We start from the raw sequence: 22336 nt of genomic DNA, 5'->3' as shown, positions 1-22336 counted from the left end.
GGGCGCCCTGGCGCGCGCTCGGGTGAATCCCAATCACCGGTGGGTGCGCCTGGACCGGAGCGTCACCATTTGTCACGCATGGTCATTTTATGTCATCAACCTATGACGCAGGACGGCCGGAGAGCCGCCACTACGTGAGCCGGGGGGTGGACGTCCGGATCGCCGAGAGGGAGGACGGCGTCGATCTCCGGCTGGACGGCATGCCCGTCCACGTCACGTACATGGACGGCGAGTACCACAGTCAGCTCGCCAACATGTTCACCGGATTCCCCACCGTCGACGACCTCGTGGAGTCGCTCCTGCAGACGCAGGGGAAGGCGTGGGTGCTGCGCGGCGGTCACACCGGTGGAGGTCACGGCGGTGGCGGTCACACCGGTGGCGGCCACGGCGGTGGAGGTCACGGCGGCCACGACCACGATCGCCCTCATGACGGCGGAGGCGGCGTCCGGTGAACATCCGCAAGAACATCTACCGCCTGACCGCGCAGGAGCTCGCCGACTTCCAGGATGCGCTCAACGCGATCAAGGCCGACGGCAGCTACGACGGCTTCATCGCGCGCCACCACCACGCCATGATGGACGCGACCCCGATGCCGGACGAGGAGGCGGACACCAATCGCCGCAACGCCGCGCACCGGGGGCCGGCGTTCCTGCCGTGGCACCGTTACCTCTGCCGGGAATTGGAGCTACTGCTCCAGACCAAGAAGAAGCACGTCACCCTGCCCTACTGGGACTGGTCGGCCGACGCGGCCGCGCCCCTGGCGGCGCCGCTGTGGAACACCGACCCGGCCGCCGGTCCGGTGTATGCGGGCGGCGACGGTGACGGCCCGAACGGCGAGGTGACCACGGGGCCGTTCCGTCATTGGGCCGCTCTGATCGAGGATCTGGAGACCGGCGGTCTCGTGCCCCGGCCGGGCATCTTCCGGGCGCTCGGCACCACGATTGGCCGACCCGACCAGAACGTGCCCGTGTTCCCCACGGCCACCCAGGTGGAGGACATGGTCCTCAACTGGGACACGTACGACGAGGAGCCCTGGTACGGGCAGAGCCGGCGCAGCTTCCGCAACCGGCTGGAGGGCTGGCGGCGGACCGACACGGAAGGCGGCTCCCAGCTGCACAACCGCGTCCACATCTGGGTCGGCGGCGACATGGGACCCGGCACTTCCCCCAACGACCCCGTCTTCTTCCTGCACCATGGCAACGTCGACCGTCTGTGGGCCCGCTGGCAGCACGCGCACCCGGATGCGCCGTACCTCCCGGCGGGCGACGGTCCCGCCGGGCACAACCTCCACGACACCATGGCCCACCTCCTCACGACCGACGCGACGCCCGCCCGCTCCCTCGACTACCGCCGGACCCTCGGCTTCATCTACGACACCGACCCGCCGCTGGTGGAGTTGGCGACGCCCACCGTGAACTTCCGCATCATCCCCTCGGGAACGACCCGTTGGCGCGCTGCGGAATTCCGGGTCCGTGCCGCCGCCCCCGTCCACCTGGAGATCGTGCCCGGCAGCGGACCGGCCGCGCCGTACGGGCTCACCGCCTTCGGCGGAATGGTGACCCACGCCCCGGTAGCCGACAGCGCGCCCTTCGACGTGGTGCGGTTCTGGTTCGCCTTCACCGGCGAGGCTGCGGCGGGGCCCGCAGCCGGCGGCCCTGTGCAGATCCGCTGCGTGGAGACCGGGCAAGTCTTCGACGTGCTCCTCACTGCCAACACCGTCGAGCGGCAGACCACCGGAGTGGTGTTCGCGCTGGACAAGTCGCTCAGCATGGCCCGGCCCGTGGGCGCGAGCGACAGCCGGATGCGGCTGCTGCGCGAGGCGGTCGCCCAGGGCATCGAGCTCCTCCGCGACGGGAGCGGTGCCGGACTGGTGGCGTTCGACCAGGACGCGCACCCCGAGGTGAAGCTGGCGGCCTTCAACCCGGACGTGAGCCAGCGCGGCGACGTCCTGGCGGCGGTCGCCGCGCTGGAGCCGGGCGGCGACACCTCCATCGGAGACGGCCTGGTCGCCGCCCAGCAGACCGTCGTGCCGGTGATCCGCGACTTCGCGGACTTCGCGCTGGTCGTCGTCACTGACGGTCTGGAGAACCAGCCTCGGTTCCTGGACCAGGTCGCCGGGACCATCGGCCTGCGGACCTTCGCCGTCGGCCTCGGTCGCGCCCAGCCGGTCAGCGCCCCGGTGCTGAGCAGGCTGACCCAGGTGACCGAAGGAAGCCTGCTGATCACCGACGCCCTCGGAGCCGACGCGGACGACCGCTTCCGCCTCTCCTCGTACGTCCTGCAGGCCCTCGCGTTGGCCGCGGACGACGACGTGGTGAGCTCCGTGTCGGGCGTCGTGGCCGCCCCCGCGGCTGAGGTCCGGATCCCGTTCCGGCTCACGGAAGCGGACATCGAGGCCACGGTGATCCTGCTGAGGGACGCGGAGGCGGTGCGCCTGACGCTGGAGACTCCGGCGGGGCAGCTGCTGACGGAGTCGGATCTCGCCGCGCTGGGCACGCCCGTCCGGCCCGGCCCCGCCATGGCGTACTGCCGCTTCCCACTTCCGCTGGCCGCCGGCCCGGGGGCGCACGCCGGCACCTGGCACGTGCGCCTCACGGCCGACGAGGCCGCAGTGCGCGAGGAGACCGGCCGGCTGAGAACCGAGGCGGAGGGAGACCCGGCACGGCTGGCGGACCTGGACGGGCTGGAGGCGCACGGCCCGCGGTACGGCCTCCTCGTCCACGCCTGGAGCAACCTGCGGTTCAACGCCCGGCTCACCCAACCGAGTCTGGAACCGGGCGCGACCCTGCGGCTCGACGCCTCCCTCACCGAGTTCGGCCAACGGGTCGAGGGCCGGGGTGAGGTGACGGCCGAGGTGACGCGTCCCGACGGCGTCCTGCTGCGCGTGCCGCTCGACGAGGAGCTGCCGGGGGCCTTCCGGGGCGGATTCGAGGCGGGCATGGCGGGGGTGTGGCGGATCCGGGTCACAGCCACGGGCCATACGCACGGACGGATGCCGTTCACCAGGGAACAGCGCTTCACCGCCGCCGTACTGGCGGGCGGGGACGGGCCGTCGGTCCATTTCGTCGCCTCGGACGAGGACGGCGAGCCGGCGACGCGCTGAACCGCCGGAACTCCTTCGATCGTCGAACCGCGGCCGGGAACCGGCCGCGGTTCGAATATGACGTGTTGGCGCCGCCTGGCCAAGTGGACGGAGGCCGTCGTGTGGCCCCCCGGCTCCAGGAGGCTCTCCTCGTCAAGCCCCGCAAGGTGGACGCGCCCTGGACCTCTCTCGGGTTGCCGTCGATGGCTCCTGCATCCGGAACTCGCCAGCGGACCGCACTGGCTGCCCGACGGCTGGGGCGCTTTCGGACAACTCCTCGGTTCCAGTGCCTGAACGCCTTCCTGTCGCGCTTCCCGGTGTTCTCGGGCGCGACCTTCGGCCGGCTGATCGCGCCGGTGAGCGGGGGTACCGCCGGCAGGCTTTCCGGGCGCACCCGACGGCGCCGTCGACGCGGACGGCTTGCTTGTCCTCTTCTCCCTCCCCGGCCTTCGCCTCGGCGGAGTGAGCGGACAAGGCGGGCAGGAGTGAGCAGTGCTACGAGTGGGGGTGCTCACACGTGACGGTAGTTCACGTATCGCCTCCGGTCGGTCGGTTGTGCCGATCGATCACGTGCCGCATCCCTGTCATCCGCATCTGCGGGGAGTCGGCTGCCACGGCGGAACTTCTCGGTCTCGCGTCCTCGTTGACCGGGCGGCGCTAACCGAGAGTGAGCGTCTCCTGTTCACCCCGTCGCTGAGGGGCGGTCCAATCCCTACAACTCGGGTATCACGCAAGCCAATTGGGTCATCCCCAAGGTTGAGGGGAGACGTATCCCGGCGGGGGATCCGCATGCGTGGCAGGTTCCTGAAAGATCTTTCCCGTCACAACATCTGACCGGAAGGATCGATATCGTGCGCAGACGACGTCTCGCGCCCCTGTTGGCCGTAAGTGTCACGGCAACGCTGGCTCCCGCGCTCGCCACCTCGGCGGCCACCGCCGCTCCGCTCGTCACCCCGTCGACCACCTCCTCGTCCACCGCCAACGGCGCGCTGGACCGATATGCGAAGCAGAAGCCGCACTGGAAGCGATGCGAAGCCGACTCCCCGGCGGAGTTCCAGTGCGCCACGATCAAGGTACCGCTGGACTACCGGGTTCCCGCGGGCAAGCGGATCGACTTGGCCATATCCCGGATCAAGAGCATCGCGCCCGACAAGCGGCACGGTGTCCTGTTCTCCAACCCCGGCGGCCCGGGCGGGCGGGGGCTCTACATGCCGCTGGGGATGCAGGAGAGGCTCCCCGAGTCCACACAGCAGAAGTACGACCTCATCGGCTTCGACCCGCGCGGTGTGGGACAGAGCAGCCCGGTTTCCTGCGATCTAAAGCCGGAGGAGGAGAACTGGCTGCGGCCGTACAAGGAGGAGACGTTCGACAAGGACGTCGCCTGGGCACGCACCGTCGCGAACAAGTGCAAGGAGAAAGCGGGCAACACGCTCCCGCACATCACCACGCGCAACACCGCGCGCGACATGGATGTGCTCCGGGCGATCCTCGGTGAGAAGAAGATCTCGTACGTGGGTTACTCGTACGGCACCTACCTGGGCGCCGTCTACACTCAGCTCTTCCCGGGCCGGGCCGACCGGTTCGTGCTGGACAGCGCGGTCGATCCGGCGCGCGCCTGGCGAGGGATGATCCAGTGGTGGGCGGAGGGCGCCGAGCCCGCGTTCGACCGGTGGACCGAGTGGGCCGCCGCGCGTTCGGAGAAGTACGGCCTGGGTGCCACCCCGAAGGAGGTCGACCAAACCTTCTGGAATCTGGTCGCGCAAGCCGACGAGAAGCCCATCGAGGTAGAGGGGCAGCCGACCACCGGTGATGACATCCGCAGCGGTATGCGTGAGGCGGTCTTCAGCCCGGAGTACGCCACCGACGGGATGGTGGAGCTGAAGAAGGCCGCGGCCGGCGAGCCCGCCTCCGAGAAGAAGCTCGCGGCGTTCGCCGGATCCGAGAGAGCCCGGACGGCAGGCGCCGCCGCCCAGGTGCCGTCCGACAACATGACGGCGAGCTTCGGGGCCGTCGTGTGCGGTGACAACTCGGCCGCGTGGTCCCGCGATCCTGAGAGCTACCGGCAGGACGCCATCGAGGACAAGGGTCGTTACCCGCTCTACGGTGACTTCACGTCCAGCATCAAGCCCTGTGCGTTCTGGGACAAGTCCGTGGAACCGGCAACCAAGGTGAACAACAAGGTCGGCTCCCTGGTCGTCCAGAACGAGTGGGACTCGCAGACCCCGCTGCCCAGCGGCCAGGCCCTGCACGGAGCCCTCAAGGGCTCGAAAATGGTCACCGTCCTCGGCGGCGAAGGCCATGGCGTCTACCCGAGCGGCAACGCGTGCACGGACGGCACGGTCACCGACTATCTGCTCACCGGCAGGCTCCCGGCGAAGGACGTGACCTGCGAGGCGACGGCCGACTCGAACGCGGAGGCGCGGAAGAACCAGAAGCGGGACGTGCTCCCCGGGTCTCCGCTCCCGGAGCGTGCCCCGGACCGTTTCTGAGCCTTGTCGTAGGGCCCATTGCCGCATGGCCCACTGAAGATGGGGCGGAACCTCCTGGCGGGGTCCGCCCCATCGTGTCAGGCCCGGGACCTTTCGTGAGCATGGCCCCGTAAATGATCTACGACGTGTTCGCTGACCTGCTCATTCTTTCGATGCGGCTGAGCAGGCCGACGTCGGTGGGGGTGTCGATCGCGTCATCGAGGTGCACCGGCTCGGCGTCAGGCGGATGCATCCCGGGCTCGGCCAGTGGCCCCCCGCGTTCGGACACATCCGCGAAACGGGCGCGGCCGCTGCGCAGGAGCGCGTCGAGGTATCCGAACGTGCGGGGATGTCCGCCGACACCGGCATAGGCCGGCTCCCTGATTGCACGGGGAGAGCGCGTCCAGCGCCGGAAGGCCCACATCAGCTTGCGGGCTTCGGGCCAGGACAACGGTCCGAGCTGATGCACTGTCAGCCGACGGTCGGCGCGCCGCGGCAGGGGAGTGGGGTAGCGGCTTGTGACGAGCAGCCGGTGCCGTCCTGGGGTGCGGATCCGGCTGGCGAGGAACTCGCCGAGTTCATCGCCAGCCGGATCCGAACTTGCCAGCACCCTTCGGCCGAGGCGGATTGTCCTCGAAGTTGTCCAGCAGGAGAATCACTCGCCATGGTCGGCGATAATCGCAGCCCGGCTGAGCTTGTTGTGTGCCGTCCCCTTCGGTCCCCCAGAGGGGAGGTTCGCCACTGCTGGCGTGGCGTCCACCGGGCACCACGTGACCAAGCGCAGCACGGGCCAAGGAGCTGAGTCGGCACACACGCAGGACCGCTGCAGAGCCGGTCGGCGGCTGTCGGCTCAGAGAAGAGCCAGAACGCGACCCCGGACCGCTACTCTGCGCAATCCTCGCTCACGTCCGGGCCTCGACGTACCGGAACTCCGGACCGTAGGTCTTCCCGCTGCCGTCCGGCAGCGGGATCTGCATCAGCTGCTGCGCCGACTCCTGCAGTTCGCGCATCTCTCCGACCGCATTGCTCAACAGCTGTCCTGCCGTACTGGCCTGCTCCGCCTGCCACGCTTGCTCGAGGAACCGGAGCAGTGAGCTGTAGTGGTCGTTGAAGGTGTCAAGGAGTTTCCTCACCTCGCTGGAGACTGGTACCCCGCCCTCCGCCCAGCCGCCTCTCGGTACCGTTCCCATGGGGAACGTCCTTGGCATGGGAATCTCGGCGCCCTGAAAGTCGAACTTCTTCGGGTCTTCCGACACAACGATCAACTTGCGGCCGTGAAAGATCTCCCGGAACGAATAGAAGTGAGCCAGTTCCCCGGGATGCCCGGGAAACGGGTTCTCCGGCGACGCGGCAGTGCCCTCGCCCTGCTCCTTGATGATCTTGATGGCGGCCTCGACATCATCGAACGATCTCAGCGCGACGACATCGTTCCCCTCGCCGTGGGACGACATTCGTCTGGTGACCTGCCGGGTGCCCGAGATCAGGTTCTGATGGTTCCGGAAGGCTTCCAGGATTGCCGTGTAGAAGGCCCCGATGGACGTGTGGACTTCCCTGTCCTCGACGACGGGGTCGTCAGGCCTCTCGATCTGGGAGTACATGTCGAGCGATTGCTTGGTCAGTCCAGTGAGGGAAACAGACAACTCGGGTCGCACGCCGCCGGGCAGTGGGCCGGGGTACTTCGGCACCAGTCTCTCGTCGACGATCCGAGGAACGCCGCCGATGGTGGTGAGCATGTTGCACACCAAGCCCATGTGGGACATCTCGTCGAAGACGATTTCATGGATCGTTGTGAAAACGTCGGAGTCACGGCTGGAATCATCGATTGACCAGAGACCGCACAAATAGGGCGGAAGTGTCGCGAGTTCCAACATGATGGCCTGCTGAAGCGCGTTTTTCAGCCACAGCTCATCATGTTCCTCGGCAGGTACCGCCATAAGCTCGACGATCATGTTGCTTTCATAGCTGAGGGCTGTGGCCACGATGTATCCCTTTCCCGTTGCGAGATTCTGGTCCATCTTGAAGCGAAGTACCCCGACATGATTGGCGCGCAGGAGCGCGCTCCCCAAGTCCACCCGTACGGCTGACACGCAATCAGGCACCTGATGAAGGCCGAATCGCGCATGTCCGGGCCTCTGTCGGGCACCGGCAGTACGCCGGGCACCGCCGCGGCGTCCGCGCCGGCCCTCGGAGCGTCAGAATGCTGCACGACGGGAACGGAGAGGGACCATGCGCGACCTCGAAGAGCGGATCGCCCGTGTCCGCACCAGAGACGTGCGGCCCCTGGTGCGAGAGGCATACCGTATGAGCTCGCCCCGCGGTGGGCGACTCGCTGCCGGAGCGCTCGCGACCCAACGGCCGTGGTGTGTTTCCTCTATGGTCCACTACCGGCGATGCGGAGACGCTGTTGTTCAGGGTGCGACGAAAGAGATTCCGGCAGCATCGTGGGCGGAGAGCGGGAGGAATTAATGCGCCGGTCGGCCGCCGGCTATTCTGCGCCCGGTCACGTAAGCCGAGCTCGGTGACGCCGCGGCCGTGCCGAGCCACAGCGCGTCGCCTCCCTGGTACCGGACCGGCTCAAGCTCCCCTCGTCCACGAGCCTTGGTGCGCCCCAACGCCGTTGGGACAGGCGGAAACGAGGCCCTGCGCCGGGCCGGCCTCCCGAGATGCGTCACGCCCCGGCCGGTCACATCCTTGAGACAGGGGCACAGGCGCGCCAGGACGCTCCTCACGCACCCGGGGCGGGTTCGTTCCCGCGCGAGGGATCCTTGACCGCGCTGTTCACCCACGCACAACACCCGACAGCAGCCCTTGGGCGGGTCCGAGCGAACAGGTGGAAAGCCATGGACGAGCACGGTGGCCACATGCACCACACAGGCGAACACCCGGAACCCGACGCCCCTTCCTTCCATGGCATGGCGGTGGTGGGTGACGGCACCGTCTTCCTTTCCCACCTGCCGATGGCTCATGAACCCCACAACCACCAGATGATCGTGCAAGGGTCCTTCGGGCCCTCCAACCGCGCGTATCGCAACGACCGCAAGGCGCACCCGGAAGCCCGGCTCTACACCTTCGCACCCGAGGTGTTCGCGCTCCCCGACCTCTATCCCGGCGAGGCCGGCGAACCGCCCGCCCGCACGTCGTTCACTGGGAGCCTGTTCCGCAATCACTTCGAACAGCCGGACGCCCATCCCGAGACGCCTGTCGAGATCGCCTCCGATGTCGTGGTGGACGTGGTCGACGTGGTCACCCACCACGAGTTCACCCCGGACGACCATCAGCCGGAGGAGCTGACGTACATCCTGTTCGGCAAGGGGCCGGAACGGTTCCTGGCGCATCGGATCACCGGCCCCTTCCAGCCCACGAGCCGACAGGAGTTCGATCACCTGCTGCTGACGGCCGACGTCCAGGGCCTGGATGTGTCCGACGACCTGCTGCGCCATGGCGTCGAGGTCACCGTCACCGGTCGTCCGGACGAGCCCGGCGGGAAGCTCAGGGAACGGGAACGAGCGGCTGCCGTCGCCGCGGTCGACGGTCGACGTGTCACGGTCGAGATCGAGGCCGGAACAGAGCTGTATTTCGAAACCGGCGATCTGACACCCGCTCATTGACGCAGCGGCGCCCCCTGCCCGTCACCGGGAGAGCCGGGGGTACCAGTCGCCACGGCCTTGCGGGGTGAGGTCGAGCAGGTGCCAGGCGGGGCTGAGCAGGTCGGTGGCCTGCTGGCCATCGCCGTCGGCCATCCGCACACGGGTGCTGTAGAAGTGTCGGACCGCGCCGCCTTCGTCGCGGGTGAACACCGACAAGGTGGCGTCCTGACCACCGGCGGAGTCCTCGCTGCCCAGGTCGTATTTGAAGCGGCTCGGTGCCGCGCTGAGCAGCCGCAGTCCCGTCCAGCCCCGGTCCCTGGCATACGCGCGCAGCGCGGGCAGCTCGGCGGCGGCCACGACGGCGAAGTCCACGGTCCCGGCCAGGTGGTCGGCCACCGAATTGAAGCCGTCGATCGACATCGTGCACGAGGCGCAGGGCCGGTCCTGTTCCTTGCCGTACATGAAGTGGTAAAGCATCAGCGGCCGGTCGGGGCCGGAGAACAGCTCGCTGAGCCGGACCTCGCGCACCGGATCGTCCCCGGCTGCCAGCTCGGCCGGCCCCTCGTGGAACAGATAGTCCTCGACGACCGGGCCCTCGGGCAGCCGTCGCTTCAGCTCGGCGACGTGCTCGCGCTGGCGCTTCAGCTCGGTCTCCGCCCGGCGCAGTTCTTCCCTGGCAGCGGTGTACTGAGCGGATTCGTTGCTGAGGTGGGTCACGCGCATGTCTCCTCCTCGCCGGCCGCCGTTCGGCGCGGCACACCTGCCCAGAAGATCAGGTCGGCCCGCCGGGGTGTGCCAGGCGCGCAACGCGGTCACCTGAAGCGACCAGTTGCGGCTGGTTCCGAGCGGAGCCGGTCACGGACGTCGCGTCGGAGCACGGGTCGACACCGGATTGCGAACGCCCATGAACGGGGGGACGATGAATGCGTTGCCGGCTGAAGGCCGAGCCGCTCAGGGACGTCGTCATGTGCTCCGCGCCCGGCTGACCTGGGGCAGCGTCACGCTCCCGATGATCGGCGAACGCGGGGTCGCTCAGCGGACCGAATCGGGACCAGAGGCGCAGAACCTCCTGGCTCTGGGAGTGCGGCGCGCGGTGTTGCCGTGCGCGGGTCAGGTCGGTCACCGCGAATCGACCACCGTCCTCAGCGGATGGCCCCGCTTTCTGACGCCCGAATCTCTCACCGGGAGCCGCCATGAATCTCGATGACGTCGCACGCTGCGAGATCCATCCCACGATCGGCGTTGCCCGGCTGGGCAACAGCCCCGACGGCTTCTTCATCGGCCCGGAGGCCCCTGGAATCCCGCCGAATCCGTCCGGCGGCTTCAAGGACAGCGACGGGCGGATCAAGCGTCAGGCCGCCCGGTTCCGTGTGTACGCCTACGACCGGACCGGCACTGTCCTGGGCGAGCTCACCTCGGCCGAGGCACAGATCGCCTGGGCCGCAGAACTGGCCAACGCCAAGGGTGAGTGGTTCAAGTTCGCCGGGCGCTTCCGTGAGTCCACCGCGGACTCCAACCGCCGTAATCGGCACATCGATCCCGCCGATCCCGCCGCTCGGGCGCGGCTGGTCATCCGGCCGGGACCGCGCAGCGTGACCGGTCCGTCCCAGGACGGCTCGGATGCCAGGTTCGACACCGGGACCTTCCTCGGCACCCCGGTACCGCTGGGCGAACTGCGCACCGACGAGGCCGGCCGGCTGCTCGTCCTCGGCGGCTTCGGCACGTCCGCTTCGGTCAAGCCCGCCAATCCGCTCAGCGACTTTGCCAACAATGACTTCTGGTTCGACGACGTCTCCGACGGCCCGGTCAGCGCAACCGTGCGCCTGGGCCCACAGGGGCGCCAGGTCCCGGTGACCTCGGCCTGGTGCTGCGTGACCACGCCCGATTACGCCCCCTCCACACCGAGCCTGGTCACCCTGTACGACGTCGCACTGGAGGTCGCGCGCGCGTCGGGCGGACTGCCCCCGCCGCCCGAGGTCTCCTTCACCCGCGACATCTACCCGCTGCTCGCCCGCCCGGTCGGGTTCGCGTGGGTCAACAAGAGCGCGCGAACGATGCACGGCGATCCCCGACGCAACTTCCTCACGCCGGCCCGCCTCGCCCGGCTGTCCTCGAACGCCCCGGCCGACGCCCGTGCGCGTCAGACCGTCTTCGGCAGGTTGCGTACGCCCGGGCTGGTGGACGACACCAGTCAGGCCAACGAGGGGTTCATGCCCGTTCTGTCCGGTGATGGCGGGGACCAGGAGCTGAACGAGCCACGGACGTGGCTGACGCTGTTGCCCGGCCAGTACGCGCGGATGCAACGCTGGGCCGCCGGCGACTTCCTGGCGGACTGGACGGGGGTACCCGCCCCGCTCCCGTTCGAGGCTCTCGAGCCGGCCGACCAACCCCACGCCCTGGTACGAGCTGCGCTGGAGACGGCGAGCGGCGGCGGATTCTTCCCGGGTATCGAGATGACGTATATCGCCGACAGACAGGCCACTTGGGTGGCGCCCTTCCGGCTGCGCGAGGATCTGGTCGCCGGAGATGTCACCAAGTACATGGCCCTGCCCTGGCAGGCCGACTTCTACATGTGCATGGACCACTGGTGGCCGGCCTCCCGCCCCGATGAAGTCCTTCCCGAATCGGCACACGACGTGCTGGTGCAGGACGCGGCCGGGGCGTTCCAGGAGTGGGACCGCGGTATCGGCGACGGTGGAAACGCCAAGGCGGGGATGAACGAGATGGTCGTGAAGTGGAGCACTCTCGGGTTCGTCGTCGCCCGGCCCGGCCCGAACGGCCTAGCCGATGTCCTGGTCGAGACGGAACGGACCGACCACGAAACCGGATAGGCCGGGAAGAGGCAGGAGCGGCGCAGTGAACAGCGGCGGCCCGAGCGGCTGCGGGAAGACCCGGCGCTTCGACGTTCTCGTCGCCGGCGCAGGCCCCGCCGGGTGTGCAGCCTCGCTGCCGCTCGTCCGGGCAGGGGCGAGCGTCGTCCTCGTATCCCCGATGAGCTCCCCCGACTGGCGGGTCGGGGAGAGTCTCGCTCCCACCGCCCGCCCGCTTCTCGAACGACTGGGGGTGCTCGACGGGCTCGTCGGCGATGGGCACGCTCCCAACTACGGCAACCAGGCCGCCTGGGGCCAGGATGCGCTCACCGCAGTGGACCACCGGCTCGGTCCGTACGGCGAGGGCTGGCATCTGGACCGCACCCGGTTCGACGCCGCCCTCCTGGAAGCGACCCGCGCCGGTGGTGCTCACTGGCTCGCCGGACATGTCCGCGACGCCCGTCGGCATCGGAGCCACTGGCAGATCACCACTGGCGAGGGCGGTGTACTGGAGGCCGGCTATCTGGTGGACGCCACGGGCCGAGCCGCTCGGCTGGCTCGTCGCGTCGGAGCGGCACGCACCCGCTCCGACCGCCTGATCGCGGTCGCCGGGCTGTTGGGTCCGCCGAGGAAGGAGGCCGCCCACCTGGACCGGGCGTCGCTGGTGCAGGCCACTCGCTGGGGCTGGTGGTACACCGCCCCGCTACCCGGTGGGGAGCGGGTCCTCATGGCGATGACCGACGCCGATCTCCTCGCCGGCGTGCGCCTGCTCGACCCGGGCATGTGGTGGACCGAGGCGCAGGGTGCCGGTCATATCCGGGAGCGGATCGCGGGCTGGGAGCGACCGCCGCGGCGGCTACGGGTGCTCGCCGCCGGCTCGGCCTGCGCCACTCCTGCGGCTGGCCCGGGCTGGGTAACGGTGGGAGACGCCGCCACCGCCACTGACCCGCTAGCTGCCCGGGGGATCGTCACCGCACTGGCCACCGGCCTGGTCGGGGCGCGGTCGATCCTGGCCGCCGGGGCCGGTGACGCCGATGCCATGGCGGCCTACGCCCGCCGGATGACAGCCGTTCACGCCGAGTACCTGGAGGCAAGGGCTGCACATTACCGCCGGGAACAACGCTGGGACACCCCTTTCTGGGACCGTCGGCACTGAGCGGCACTGAGCGGCACTGAGCGGCACTGAGCAGCGCGGTGCGCGGCCTGGGACGCCGTCGACCTCGGCGGGTGAGGAGGTGATCAGGATGCCGTTGCCGGATGTCGGACGTTCAGGTGGTACATGCCCTCGGTGGAGCGGAACGCGGTGCCGAACCACTCCGTGGTCACTCCTCAACCGGCAGCCCTGCACCCCAGGTACGCCGGAGGCCCGGCGTTCCCCCGTCCAGCCCCGGCGGTCCGCCCGGTCCGAACAGACGGGCCGCCAAGGCACCGGGCTCGGGCCTCAAGAGGACCGGGGTCCGGGCAGGGGCGTGCGTCGGGAGCTGCAGCCGAACGATGTCGGCGCCTGCTGGACCTTCCTACGTTTGAGGGACTGTGGCCGCCTCAGCCCTCTCGGCCTCCATGCCGGCCGGCGAAAGCAGGAAGACGCTCCGGCCGACCCGGTGTCGGGTCTGCGGCGTGTGCCTCGATGTCACATAGGAACGTACTGCTCGGTGTCCTCGGCGAAGTCCTTCAGCGCCCGGTCGGTGAGTGTGGGACGGGTCTGGGCGATGCCCCCTTGCAGGGGGGAGGTGGGATGGTGCGGACACGTGTCACAGACCGGCGAGCGTCAAGGCGGTCGCGGTGACGGATCGCGCGACGGTGGCCGCGAAGTGCGTGCTGTGGTCCTGGTCGTGGAGGGTGTCGCCCGGGGTGTGGTACTGCCGGGTGCCGTTCCCGGGCGCGCCGTCAGGCGTGGAGAACAGGTCTTCGGAGACGGCGACGGCCGCCCACCCCCGCTCGTGGAAGCTCGCATGGTCGCTGCGCCCCACCGCCGGGTCGGCGGTGCCGGTGACCTGCTGGACCGTCACCTCGGGGTCGATGACCGGGACGGTACGCGCGACACGGCGGCCCAGTGCGTCGGACGCGCTCACGACCGGGCCCGGCACCGAGGAGCCGCTGTGGATCTCGACGGTGGGCGTGCTCCCCTGCTGTCGGCCCGCGATCATGTCCATCTGGAAGACGCCGGCGATGCGGTCGCCTGCCGCAGCGGCGGCCCGTGCGTAGAACTTGCTGCCGACCAGCGCCTGTTCCTCGGCGTTGAAGAGTACGAAGCGTACGTTGCGGGTCGGCGCTCCACCGTCTTCGAGCAGCGCCTTCAGACACTCGGCCGCAGCCATGACGCCCGCGGTGCCGCTCCCGTCGTCGTCGGCGCCCGGTGCCGGGTCCACGGCCGGGTCGTACGTGCGCGGCTCGCCGTCCGCGTCGAAGAAGTCGCCGTTGGCCGCGGTGGAATCCAGATGCGCGGTGATGAGCACGGTGGTGTCGGCGCCGGTGACACTGTGCTCGGCCTCCACATTGAACAGCTGATGTCCTCGCCACCGGAAGGGGTGCCGTCGGACCGTCAATCCGAGGTCCTGGAACCGGCGCGCCAGCGCCTCGACGACCCGTTCGTTGTCCTCGGCCGATGCGTCGCGGCTGCGGACCTTCAGCGGCCGGCCCGCCACCAGCGGCTCGATCCCGGAGATGCGGGCCACGTGCCCGCGCAGCACGTCGGGGTTCACGGCCGCACGGACCGCGGCGATCGTCCGGGTGGAGGGGAGACCGTCACCGGCCACCGAGGTGAGGCCTTCGGGCCGCATCTCGCCGCGGGGGGCGAGGAGGGCGGGGTCAGGCAGCAGCCGTTCGGTGTGTCCGGGCTTCGCGCCCGGCAGGTGCACATCCTCGACCGGAGTACCGGCAGGCGCGGCGAGATAGACACCGCCCGGCGCGGGCCCCAGCGAAGCGACCGGCGGAGTCGCCGTGCCCGCCAGTTCATCGGCGACGAAGCCGAAGACGGCCGTGGCGCGCAGCGCCGTTTCGGCCGCGTAGCGGGTGGCGGACGGGGTGTCCGCGAAGGCGTCGGCGCCCTGTAGCGGACGGTTGTCCCGGATGAGGAAGGCCGCCGTGTCCTCCACGTTTCCTCGCATGTCCACGGTGAATCCGGCCCGTTCGAGTGTGTGGACGCCGCGCGTGGTGGCCATGGCGAGTACGAGCCGCTCGGAGGCGACATGCACCGGAACGATCTCGGCCTCGTTCGCGACCGCCTCCAGCCCGGGCAATTGCCGGGCATCCGGCAGCTCGATCCGTGTCCAGAAGACGGGACGGTTCTCCACGGCCGCGAGGGTGAACACGGGGTGGGCCGTGGTGAGCATCCCCGCTTCCCGGGCGAACGCGCGCTCCTGGGGGTCCTCGCCCACGAAGACACACGCGGATGCCGCGACGGCCCCCGCCCTTACGCCCGCCGCGCTCCCGACCGCCTCGTCGAAGAGCCTCCGGCTGTCCTTCGGACCCCAGTGCACGAGACCGTCGTCCGGGAAACGGCCGGGGAAGGCCTCGTGAAGGGCGGCCGCAGCCGAGGTGGCTGCGCCCTCGCTCGTTCCGGGGTTGGAGATGATGCCCTTGGGCACCTCACGCAAGGAGTCGAGCACAGCGCGAACGCGCGGCCGGGGCAGGAGCTTCAGCGAGCCGTCGGCCTCGAGCCGGCCATCCGCCAGGGTCGCCCCTATGTCGAAGAAGAGCACGGGCATCTCAGTTCCTCCGAGACCCGGAAGCCCGGGGGCCCAGCGGCCCCGCGCTGCGGCCCGCGACCGTGCACGCTGCTCCGAGAACAGGCTCCCGATGACTCCATCCTCGGCCCGCGGTTGCGTTCCCGCATCCCGGGGCGTAAGGGGATGCCGTTCAACGTCGCACAGTTGAAGGGGATACGGGTTGCCCCGGGGCGCCGAATCGTCCACTTGCCGCCTGCGCACCGCGGTGTGACGTTGGAAGGGGGCATGTGTGAACGGTGGGAACGACAAGGGGGTGCGACAGCAACAACGAGGGGCGCAACGAGGGGTCATAGTCATGTCGCATTTGGAAAGATTCCGCTATCACTTCACCGACGACCCGCGGGCGGGCGAATCGCCTCCGGGGCCCGAGGCGATTCGGGGCGTGGGAGCACCGGAGGACGCCGAGGGCCGGCGGGGTTTCAACTCCGCCGAGTCCGCCGCACGGTTCTACCTGGCCGAGAAGCTCGCTCAGGAGGAAGCACCGGCGCTGCGTGGCGCCGTCCGGGAGGACCGGCCCGAGCGGGTACCCGATCTGACCGTGAGCACGGAGCGCCACCAGGCCGGCACGGGCACCACTCTGGTCCGCTTCGAGCAGACCCAGCATGAGATCCCCGTCTCCGGCGCCGAGGTGCTGGTCGAGATCGACGACAACCAGCGGTTGGTCTCGATGGACGGCAAGCTCGGCGAGGTGACCGGCGTCGGCTCCGTTCCGGAGCTACCGGGCACGGACGCGCTGGAACGGGTCAAGGCGGCGACCGGGAGCACGGTCAGCGCCGAGGAGCTGCCGCCGCCGACGCTGGCGTACGTCAGCCGGAACGACCACTGGCACCTGGCCTGGCACCTGCGTGAGGTGCCGGCCCAACTGCCGGAGAGCCGCCGTGAGGACGGCCGGCACGGCCATGGCCTCGGCGCGTCGCCGCGCGAGGACTTCCCGCTCACCGGCTACTTCGTCGACGCGTACTCCGGCGAGATCCTCAAGTCGTACGGGATGGCACCCACGATCACGGTGCCCACCCGGCTGGAGGGCGAGGACGAGGTCACCGTACGACACCGGTTCCAGGGAAGCCGCCGGGACGGTTCCTTCCTTCTGCACGACCAGTGGAGGCAGATCGCCACCTATGACCTGGACTTCGCCGACATCGAGAGCGCCCGGCCGCCGACCTCGGCGATCGGCTCGACGCAGGCGGACTTCGGCGCCGGCCACCGGGCCGGGATCTCGGCGCATGTCAACGCCGAGCGGGTGGAGAAGTTCTACCGCGATCAGCTCTACCGGAACGGCATCGACGACGCCGACATGGACCTGGTCTCCATCGTCAACTGCACCTACCACGAGGACGGGCCGGGGCCCGAGTGGTTCAACGCCGTCTGGTGGAAGGGGCGGATGTGGTACGGCCAGGTGTCCGACGGGACCCGGCTCGTCAGCCTGGCCCGCCATTTCGTCGTCATCGCCCACGAGATGACCCACGGGGTGATCGAGACCTCTAGCGACCTGGTCTACCAGGACCAGTCCGGCGCCCTGAACGAGTCGCTGGCGGACGCGATGGGCGTCATCATCGCCAACTGGTACCAGGCGCCGGACCGCGACGACGTACGCACCTGGAACTGGGAGATCGGGGCCGGGCTGGGCGGCGGCGGGCTGCCGCTGCGCGACATGAGCGATCCCGTCCGGACCGGCGATCCCGACCACATGCGCGACTATCTGCACACGACGCGCGACAACGGCGGGGTGCACACCAACAGCAACATCCATAACAAGGCGATGTTCCACCTGCTCACCTCGGTGGACGCGGCGGGCAAGCCGGTCCTCAAGGTCGAGGAGTGGGCGCTGCTGATCTATCTCGCCCTGGTGCGACTGCTGAGGGAGTCGGAGTTCCCGGACATGCACCGGGCTCTGCGGGACGTCACCAGCACGTACCTCTCCGGAAGCGCCCCGCTCCGGATCGCCACGCAGACGGCGATCGACGAGGCGTATCAGAAGGTGGGCATCGCCTGAGCGTGCCGGGGGGAGTCGAGGACGGCCGGGCCGGGTCCGGCTGATGCCTGCGTGCCTGCAAGTTCTTCGTCTGCCTCATGTGGGTGGTGACCTGCTGCAAATGTCGCCAGGAGCCACCAGTCGCTGCGGCGCCGTGCGACGCGAACCAGGCAACGCCCCGAACGAGGGTGGCCGTACAGCTCAGTGTTCGTCGTGGTCGAATCCCCTCGGGTGGCGGCAGGGCATTGCACCGGTGGGCAGGGTTCCTGGGGCGTACGTCGGCCCGTGCCCCCAGTGGTCTGGTGCGAGCCAGTCTCTGTTGTCCTTCGACATCGTTCCGGACGACAGACTCCGGAACGATGTCGAGTGGCAGGCGCGAAAAGCCCCTGCCACTCGACGACTCATACGATCTCGACGTCTGCCAGCGCCATGCGCTGTGTGCTGGAGAGCAGTTGCTGGCTGCTGCCCGACGGCGGCTCCCGATGCGGTAGGCGCGGTGAAGTGGACCGTGTCGGTGGACTCCACCATGAATCGCGTCCACCGGCATGACGCCGGACCGCAAATGACGGCACAGGAAGGGGACGAACTGGAAAATGCCTTGGAAGCAGGCTCAGGTGACGGCGCCGTCGCCATGTGCCAGCGGCCATTCCCGGTGCAGGGCACCCAGGGGGATGCGGTGCTGGAAGACGGGGGTGCCGAAGATGGACAGTTGGAGCTGCAGCCATCCCGTCAGGTCCACGCCGCCGTAGAGCTTCCAGGCGCCCACGATGGACCCGGGCGCGGCGACGGCGGTGGCTTCCCCTCGTAGGTACGGGGCGAGAACGCCGGTGACGCCGACCGCGCCGTAAAGCCCGACACTGGCCTCCGTGCCGAGGGCAGCCTTCACCTTGCCGGCTGCGGTCACTTTCGCCTGTACCGGGGTGCTGGTGATGTCGGAAGTACTGGCCGGCTTCCAGCCGCCCGCCTTTGTGTAGCTGCCGCCGATGCGGAAGCCACCCTTGACGTCCTGTTGGACGTCGACGGTGACGGCGCCGTCCGCCTCCACCTGGACGTACGCGGTGAGGTCGAGGTTGACTACGACCGGCACCGGCCCGACCTGGATCACGGGATCGGCGTGCAGCCTGGCGAATGGAATCCGCACCGGCTTGCCGCCTGCGAGAGCCTTGCCCTTCAGCGACAACTGCGAGGACCAGTCGCCGGTCAGCCCGAGGAATGCGCTGTCCGGAGCGATGACGGAGGAACCGTCGTAGGAGAACTCGACCTCGGGGGCCAGCTGCACATAGCCCGCGACCGCCGCCGCCCCCGACAACGGTGCACCCTCTGTGACCGGGAGCGGGACCGACGCCCCGACATCGATCCGCAGGCTTCCCAGGGGCATCTTCGCGCCCCTGGGGCCCACATGCACGTTCCCTGCTTTGGCCCAGGAGACCTTCACTCCCTGGACCAGGGGCTCGACGTCGAAGCTCGCCGGATCGACCGGGACCGTACCGTTCGCCTTGTCGTCACCGAGCAGCGCGCCCAGCGTCGCCGCCTCAGTCCTGACCTCGGTGCCCTTCTCGGTCTTACCGGCCACGTCGGTGACCTTGGCGAGCAGCCCGTCGGGGGCCCCGGGCACCGGCCCGCTGGCGATGATGTCACCGACGGCTGGGGCATTTCCTTCCGGGCCGGTCGCTGAAGCGGCCTTCTGCGCCCCGGAAATGACTGCTCGTCGACTCTCCCGGTCGTAGGAGGCCACCTTCAGCGGCGACTCCTTCGCCTTCCCGTCCCCGGCCACCCGGGCGACGGCGGTCGGCTCCCTGTCAGGGGCCTCTGCCACAGCGAGCTGCCGCGAGGGACTCGGGTCCGGATGGGGGACGCTGCTGACGCTGGTGGGATGCGGTGCCTGAGCACTGCCGCCCGCCGGGGACGGTGCTGGGGTTCCGGCCGAACAGCCGGTGGAGAGCAGGGAAATGGAGGCCAGAGTCGCTAACAGGGCCTTTGTGACAGGGGACTTACGCACGTGGCAATCCTCGGAGCGTGGTGGGGGATACGCGCAACAGGGATGGGACTCGCAGATACCAGCGAGTAACAACCGGCCGTACGATCCCACACGCCTCACAAGCACCGCGGGCATTTCTTGCAACCGCGGGGATGACCTGCATCACACCGCCACAGGCATCGCCGATGCCGCCACCCCGAAGCCCTCTGCCACGTGCAGTGGCAGAATCCGGGCGGGGGATCGTTCCGCTCGGCTTCAAGGGCAACCTTCAGCGAGTGCGCGCCGTTGTCGTCGAAGGTCACGTCAACAGGATCAGGATGCTCAAGCACCAGATGTTCGGTCGCGCCGACTTCGCCCCCCTGCGCAAGCGGGTCCTGCTCGCGTGACGGAGCCTTGCGACCTCCCACACTGGCCCGGCCTATACCGGCTCCTCTCCTGGTACAGGTCGATCTCGGAGGACCCGCGATCAAGTAGCGGGTCGAGATGCCCCTCCATGGCGGCGAACCACTCGTCGGGGGTCCGCATCGGCGTCGCGAAAGAACCAGTCGTCGAGGCTTCCCGGGGTGTCCAGGGCGTCCAGGGCGGATTCGGGCTCGTAGCGGAGTTCGCAGTGGCGTCGAAGCAGGCAACGTCGCCCTCTACCCCTATCGGACCTGACAGCGGCGACAGGCTAACGGCCAACCAACCCCGTACTGCCCCTGTGGTCTCTGCCCGTCGGATCCGGGCTGCGGCCCGGGGGTGGTGTGGATATCCTGGAATGGAAGGATTCACGAGCTTCTGAGACTCGGGCAGGAGATGTAATGGACCTGCTGCCGATCGAGATCAAGGTCAACATCGAGGGCGACGTGGCGGAGGCGCTGTCGGCTCTCGGCGGTTCGCACGGCGCGCTGACGACGCGTCGGATCTGGTTCGCCGAGGACCGGGACGGTGTCGCCGAGGGTCGGGTGCCGCTGCTGGACGGCGGTGCGATCGTACGGTTCAGGATCGGTGGCGGTCCGGACGACCTGGCCGTTAAGTTGCGTCCGTGCACCCGGGAACAGCTGGTCGGCCGGTTCTCGGCCCCGTTCGACGCGAAGCCCTTCGCATACAAGATCGAGGAGGACTGGTCGAGGAACGGCCGTGTGCTGGCGGCCTCTCTGGTACGCGATCATCCGCCTGGGGCGCTGGCGGACGCGGTGGAACGCGGAGCCGATCCCGCCGCGCCGATCGACGCGGTGCAGGACCAGTTCCTGCATGCCTGCGCGCCCTCCGTCCCGCTCGACGGGCTGGTCGCGCTGGGGCCGATCCTCTCGACGAAGGTCGACGACGTTCCGCTCGACGACTTGGAGGTCGACCTGGAGGTGTGGTCGGCGGCCGGCCTGGACTTCCTGGAGGCCTCGATCCGGGTGAAGCCCAAGGACGAGGACGACGCAGAGGAGTTCACGGCACGGGCCGAGCGCAAGCAGCGAAAGCTCGAGGACGCGGTGCGGGAGCGCAGAGTGGTGCTCTCCGAGCACCCCGAGAACAAGACCCGCCGCGTTCTCACTGCCTTGGCGGAGGCCGGACAGGTCTGAGACTAGGTCTCCGTCAGATGGCAACCACGGTCAGGTGCTTGTCGAGCTGGGTGCGGGCCGCCGCGGCCACCTCCTCCAGGCCGCCCTCGCTCGTCTGCTTGACGGTGACGGTGGCCGTGCATGTTCAGCGTCTCTCGCAGGGACGCTGCCCATCGCCGGTTCCCTCTTGAGCGTCACCCACGCATCGCCGAAGACCTTGGTCCACCACGCGGGGCGGGATGGCCACCCTGCTCGGCTTGGGCGGCGGTGTGTCGACGACGGCGAAGAGCTGGTCCTTGACCATGCGGAAGACGGCTTTCCGAGTTCTCGGTGTCGCCGAGTCAGGCGAGGGCGGACGTGTCCAGGGGCGCGGTGCTGGTCTCGGTCAGTTCGGTGCGGACGGCTCCGGCAGCGACAGCGGAACGGAGGCGGCGCCTGCGGCGTCACCAGGGTTCTCCAGGCGGCACGGCCCGCCGAGAGCACCCCGTGCAGCGTTTCCATGTCGACGTGGACGTCCGCAGTGACGATCACCGGCCCGGTGTCGAACTGTTCGGTGAGCACGTTGCGGATGAGGAACGGGCGGCGCGGCGGCGTCCCGCAGGCTGGTCACGACCGCTTCGGCCGCAACAGGACTGAAGGACACCAGGAAGGAACTGCGCGCCTGAGTTCCACATGGCCTGGGAAGAGCCCCCCACGCCCGACATGCAGCTGCGCCGACCACGCTGCCTGAGGCCTGCCCACCTGCCCGGGCTCGCACCCCTTGGTGCGGGCCGTGGGCGTCTGTCGGGGTCCCGAGTCTCGCGCGCCTCTGCGTTGCCGAGGCTGTCGGCCAGTCCCAGCGCGATCTGCTGCGTTCCTGCTGAGTGAGTCTGCCTCCCGGCATCGCGGTCTTGCTTCGTGATCCTTGGCCCCCTCGGCACCTCCAGCATAGCGTTCACTCTCAATTTAGTGCAACGAACGGCGCCTGTCGTTGCATTAGTTCATAAGGTCCTTGCAACGACTTCTGCGCTGTTACCTGCAGTGATGTTGATTGTGTGCAACTCTGCTGTTGCCAATGCTTCGAACGCAACGTAGCGTTTCTTTTATCAGAAACAACGAGTCGCAGGAGAACACGATGCAGAAGTTCGACACCCCCGCCCCGATCTCCGCCGTCCTCGACATCCCCGCCGGGCGCGTGCA

At 69.1% G+C, this 22336-nt stretch carries 14 protein-coding genes and 1 pseudogene; 10 read left to right on the top strand and 5 right to left on the bottom strand.

What is annotated here, in order from left to right:
• Positions 1 to 89 precede the first annotated feature (89 nt).
• The 3 genes from ACWIHY_RS35015 to ACWIHY_RS35005 all read left to right on the top strand — a co-directional run bounded on the left by ACWIHY_RS35015 (position 90) and on the right by ACWIHY_RS35005 (position 5571).
• Positions 90 to 452: a hypothetical protein gene (locus tag ACWIHY_RS35015; protein ID WP_454380434.1), complete on the top strand. Its 363-nt coding sequence runs from the start codon at positions 90 to 92 to the stop codon at positions 450 to 452.
• The gene (locus ACWIHY_RS35010; protein WP_454380433.1) at positions 449 to 3103 is read left to right on the top strand and encodes a tyrosinase family protein; all 2655 of its coding nucleotides are present in this window, start codon (positions 449 to 451) and stop codon (positions 3101 to 3103) included. Before ACWIHY_RS35015 ends, ACWIHY_RS35010 begins: the two co-directional genes overlap by 4 nt.
• A gap of 830 nt (positions 3104 to 3933) precedes the next feature.
• Positions 3934 to 5571: an alpha/beta hydrolase gene (locus ACWIHY_RS35005; protein ID WP_454380432.1), complete on the top strand. Its 1638-nt coding sequence runs from the start codon at positions 3934 to 3936 to the stop codon at positions 5569 to 5571.
• Between the two features lie 118 nt (positions 5572 to 5689).
• Here ACWIHY_RS35005 and ACWIHY_RS35000 read toward each other — a convergent pair whose 3' ends face one another.
• Positions 5690 to 6160 carry a hypothetical protein gene (locus ACWIHY_RS35000; protein ID WP_454380431.1) on the bottom strand — a complete coding sequence of 157 codons (471 nt, stop codon included), beginning with the start codon at positions 6158 to 6160 and terminating at the stop codon, positions 5690 to 5692.
• 292 nt (positions 6161 to 6452) lie between these two features.
• Positions 6453 to 7637 carry a ferritin-like domain-containing protein gene (locus ACWIHY_RS34995; RefSeq protein WP_454380430.1) on the bottom strand — a complete coding sequence of 395 codons (1185 nt, stop codon included), beginning with the start codon at positions 7635 to 7637 and terminating at the stop codon, positions 6453 to 6455.
• 753 nt (positions 7638 to 8390) lie between these two features.
• On the opposite strand from ACWIHY_RS34995, the gene ACWIHY_RS34990 reads away from it, so the two are divergent.
• On the top strand, positions 8391 to 9158 hold the full coding sequence (locus tag ACWIHY_RS34990; RefSeq protein WP_454380429.1) for a hypothetical protein: 768 nt from the start codon (positions 8391 to 8393) through the stop codon (positions 9156 to 9158).
• A gap of 21 nt (positions 9159 to 9179) precedes the next feature.
• Here ACWIHY_RS34990 and ACWIHY_RS34985 read toward each other — a convergent pair whose 3' ends face one another.
• Entirely contained in the window at positions 9180 to 9860 is a 681-nt protein-coding gene (locus tag ACWIHY_RS34985) for a DUF899 family protein (protein ID WP_454380428.1), read from the bottom strand.
• Between the two features lie 470 nt (positions 9861 to 10330).
• On the opposite strand from ACWIHY_RS34985, the gene ACWIHY_RS34980 reads away from it, so the two are divergent.
• Positions 10331 to 11968 carry a LodA/GoxA family CTQ-dependent oxidase gene (locus ACWIHY_RS34980; protein ID WP_454380427.1) on the top strand — a complete coding sequence of 546 codons (1638 nt, stop codon included), beginning with the start codon at positions 10331 to 10333 and terminating at the stop codon, positions 11966 to 11968.
• A gap of 25 nt (positions 11969 to 11993) precedes the next feature.
• Positions 11994 to 13103: an NAD(P)/FAD-dependent oxidoreductase gene (locus tag ACWIHY_RS34975; protein WP_454380426.1), complete on the top strand. Its 1110-nt coding sequence runs from the start codon at positions 11994 to 11996 to the stop codon at positions 13101 to 13103.
• A gap of 595 nt (positions 13104 to 13698) precedes the next feature.
• On the opposite strand, the gene ACWIHY_RS34970 is transcribed toward ACWIHY_RS34975, so the two are convergent.
• The gene (locus tag ACWIHY_RS34970; protein WP_454380425.1) at positions 13699 to 15654 is read right to left on the bottom strand and encodes a M28 family metallopeptidase; all 1956 of its coding nucleotides are present in this window, start codon (positions 15652 to 15654) and stop codon (positions 13699 to 13701) included.
• Between the two features lie 316 nt (positions 15655 to 15970).
• On the opposite strand from ACWIHY_RS34970, the gene ACWIHY_RS34965 reads away from it, so the two are divergent.
• Together ACWIHY_RS34965 and ACWIHY_RS34960 are read left to right on the top strand one after the other, a co-directional pair.
• Positions 15971 to 17668, top strand: coding sequence for a M4 family metallopeptidase (locus ACWIHY_RS34965; RefSeq protein ID WP_454380424.1), 1698 nt, complete (start codon positions 15971 to 15973; stop codon positions 17666 to 17668).
• A gap of 460 nt (positions 17669 to 18128) precedes the next feature.
• Positions 18129 to 18263: pseudogene (locus ACWIHY_RS34960) on the top strand (IS5/IS1182 family transposase); the annotation flags it as partial.
• Here the strand turns inward: ACWIHY_RS34960 and ACWIHY_RS34955 are convergent.
• Entirely contained in the window at positions 18258 to 19646 is a 1389-nt protein-coding gene (locus ACWIHY_RS34955) for a hypothetical protein (protein ID WP_454380423.1), read from the bottom strand. The pseudogene ACWIHY_RS34960 and the gene ACWIHY_RS34955 sit on opposite strands and share 6 nt — an antisense overlap.
• A 197-nt stretch (positions 19647 to 19843) precedes the next feature.
• On the opposite strand from ACWIHY_RS34955, the gene ACWIHY_RS34950 reads away from it, so the two are divergent.
• Both ACWIHY_RS34950 and ACWIHY_RS34945 read left to right on the top strand, forming a co-directional pair.
• On the top strand, positions 19844 to 20011 hold the full coding sequence (locus tag ACWIHY_RS34950; RefSeq protein WP_454380449.1) for a hypothetical protein: 168 nt from the start codon (positions 19844 to 19846) through the stop codon (positions 20009 to 20011).
• A gap of 414 nt (positions 20012 to 20425) precedes the next feature.
• Positions 20426 to 21178 (top strand): hypothetical protein, encoded by a 753-nt coding sequence (locus ACWIHY_RS34945; RefSeq protein WP_454380422.1) that lies wholly within the window; start codon positions 20426 to 20428, stop codon positions 21176 to 21178.
• Positions 21179 to 22336 lie beyond the last annotated feature (1158 nt).

This window comes from Streptomyces sp. NPDC055287, assembly GCF_053646035.1.
This window is presented reverse-complemented; position numbering and strand designations above follow the sequence as displayed.

Bases quoted from the DNA above. Each gene is read 5' to 3' on its own strand.
- ACWIHY_RS35015 (WP_454380434.1), top strand. From the start codon at position 90: ATGTCATCAACCTATGACGCAGGACGGCCGGAGAGCCGCCACTACGTG.
- ACWIHY_RS34990 (WP_454380429.1), top strand. From the start codon at position 8,391: ATGGACGAGCACGGTGGCCACATGCACCACACAGGCGAACACCCGGAA.
- ACWIHY_RS34985 (WP_454380428.1), bottom strand. From the start codon at position 9,860: ATGCGCGTGACCCACCTCAGCAACGAATCCGCTCAGTACACCGCTGCC.
- ACWIHY_RS34980 (WP_454380427.1), top strand. From the start codon at position 10,331: ATGAATCTCGATGACGTCGCACGCTGCGAGATCCATCCCACGATCGGC.
- ACWIHY_RS34970 (WP_454380425.1), bottom strand. From the start codon at position 15,654: ATGCCCGTGCTCTTCTTCGACATAGGGGCGACCCTGGCGGATGGCCGG.
- ACWIHY_RS34965 (WP_454380424.1), top strand. From the start codon at position 15,971: ATGTCGCATTTGGAAAGATTCCGCTATCACTTCACCGACGACCCGCGG.
- ACWIHY_RS34945 (WP_454380422.1), top strand. From the start codon at position 20,426: ATGGACCTGCTGCCGATCGAGATCAAGGTCAACATCGAGGGCGACGTG.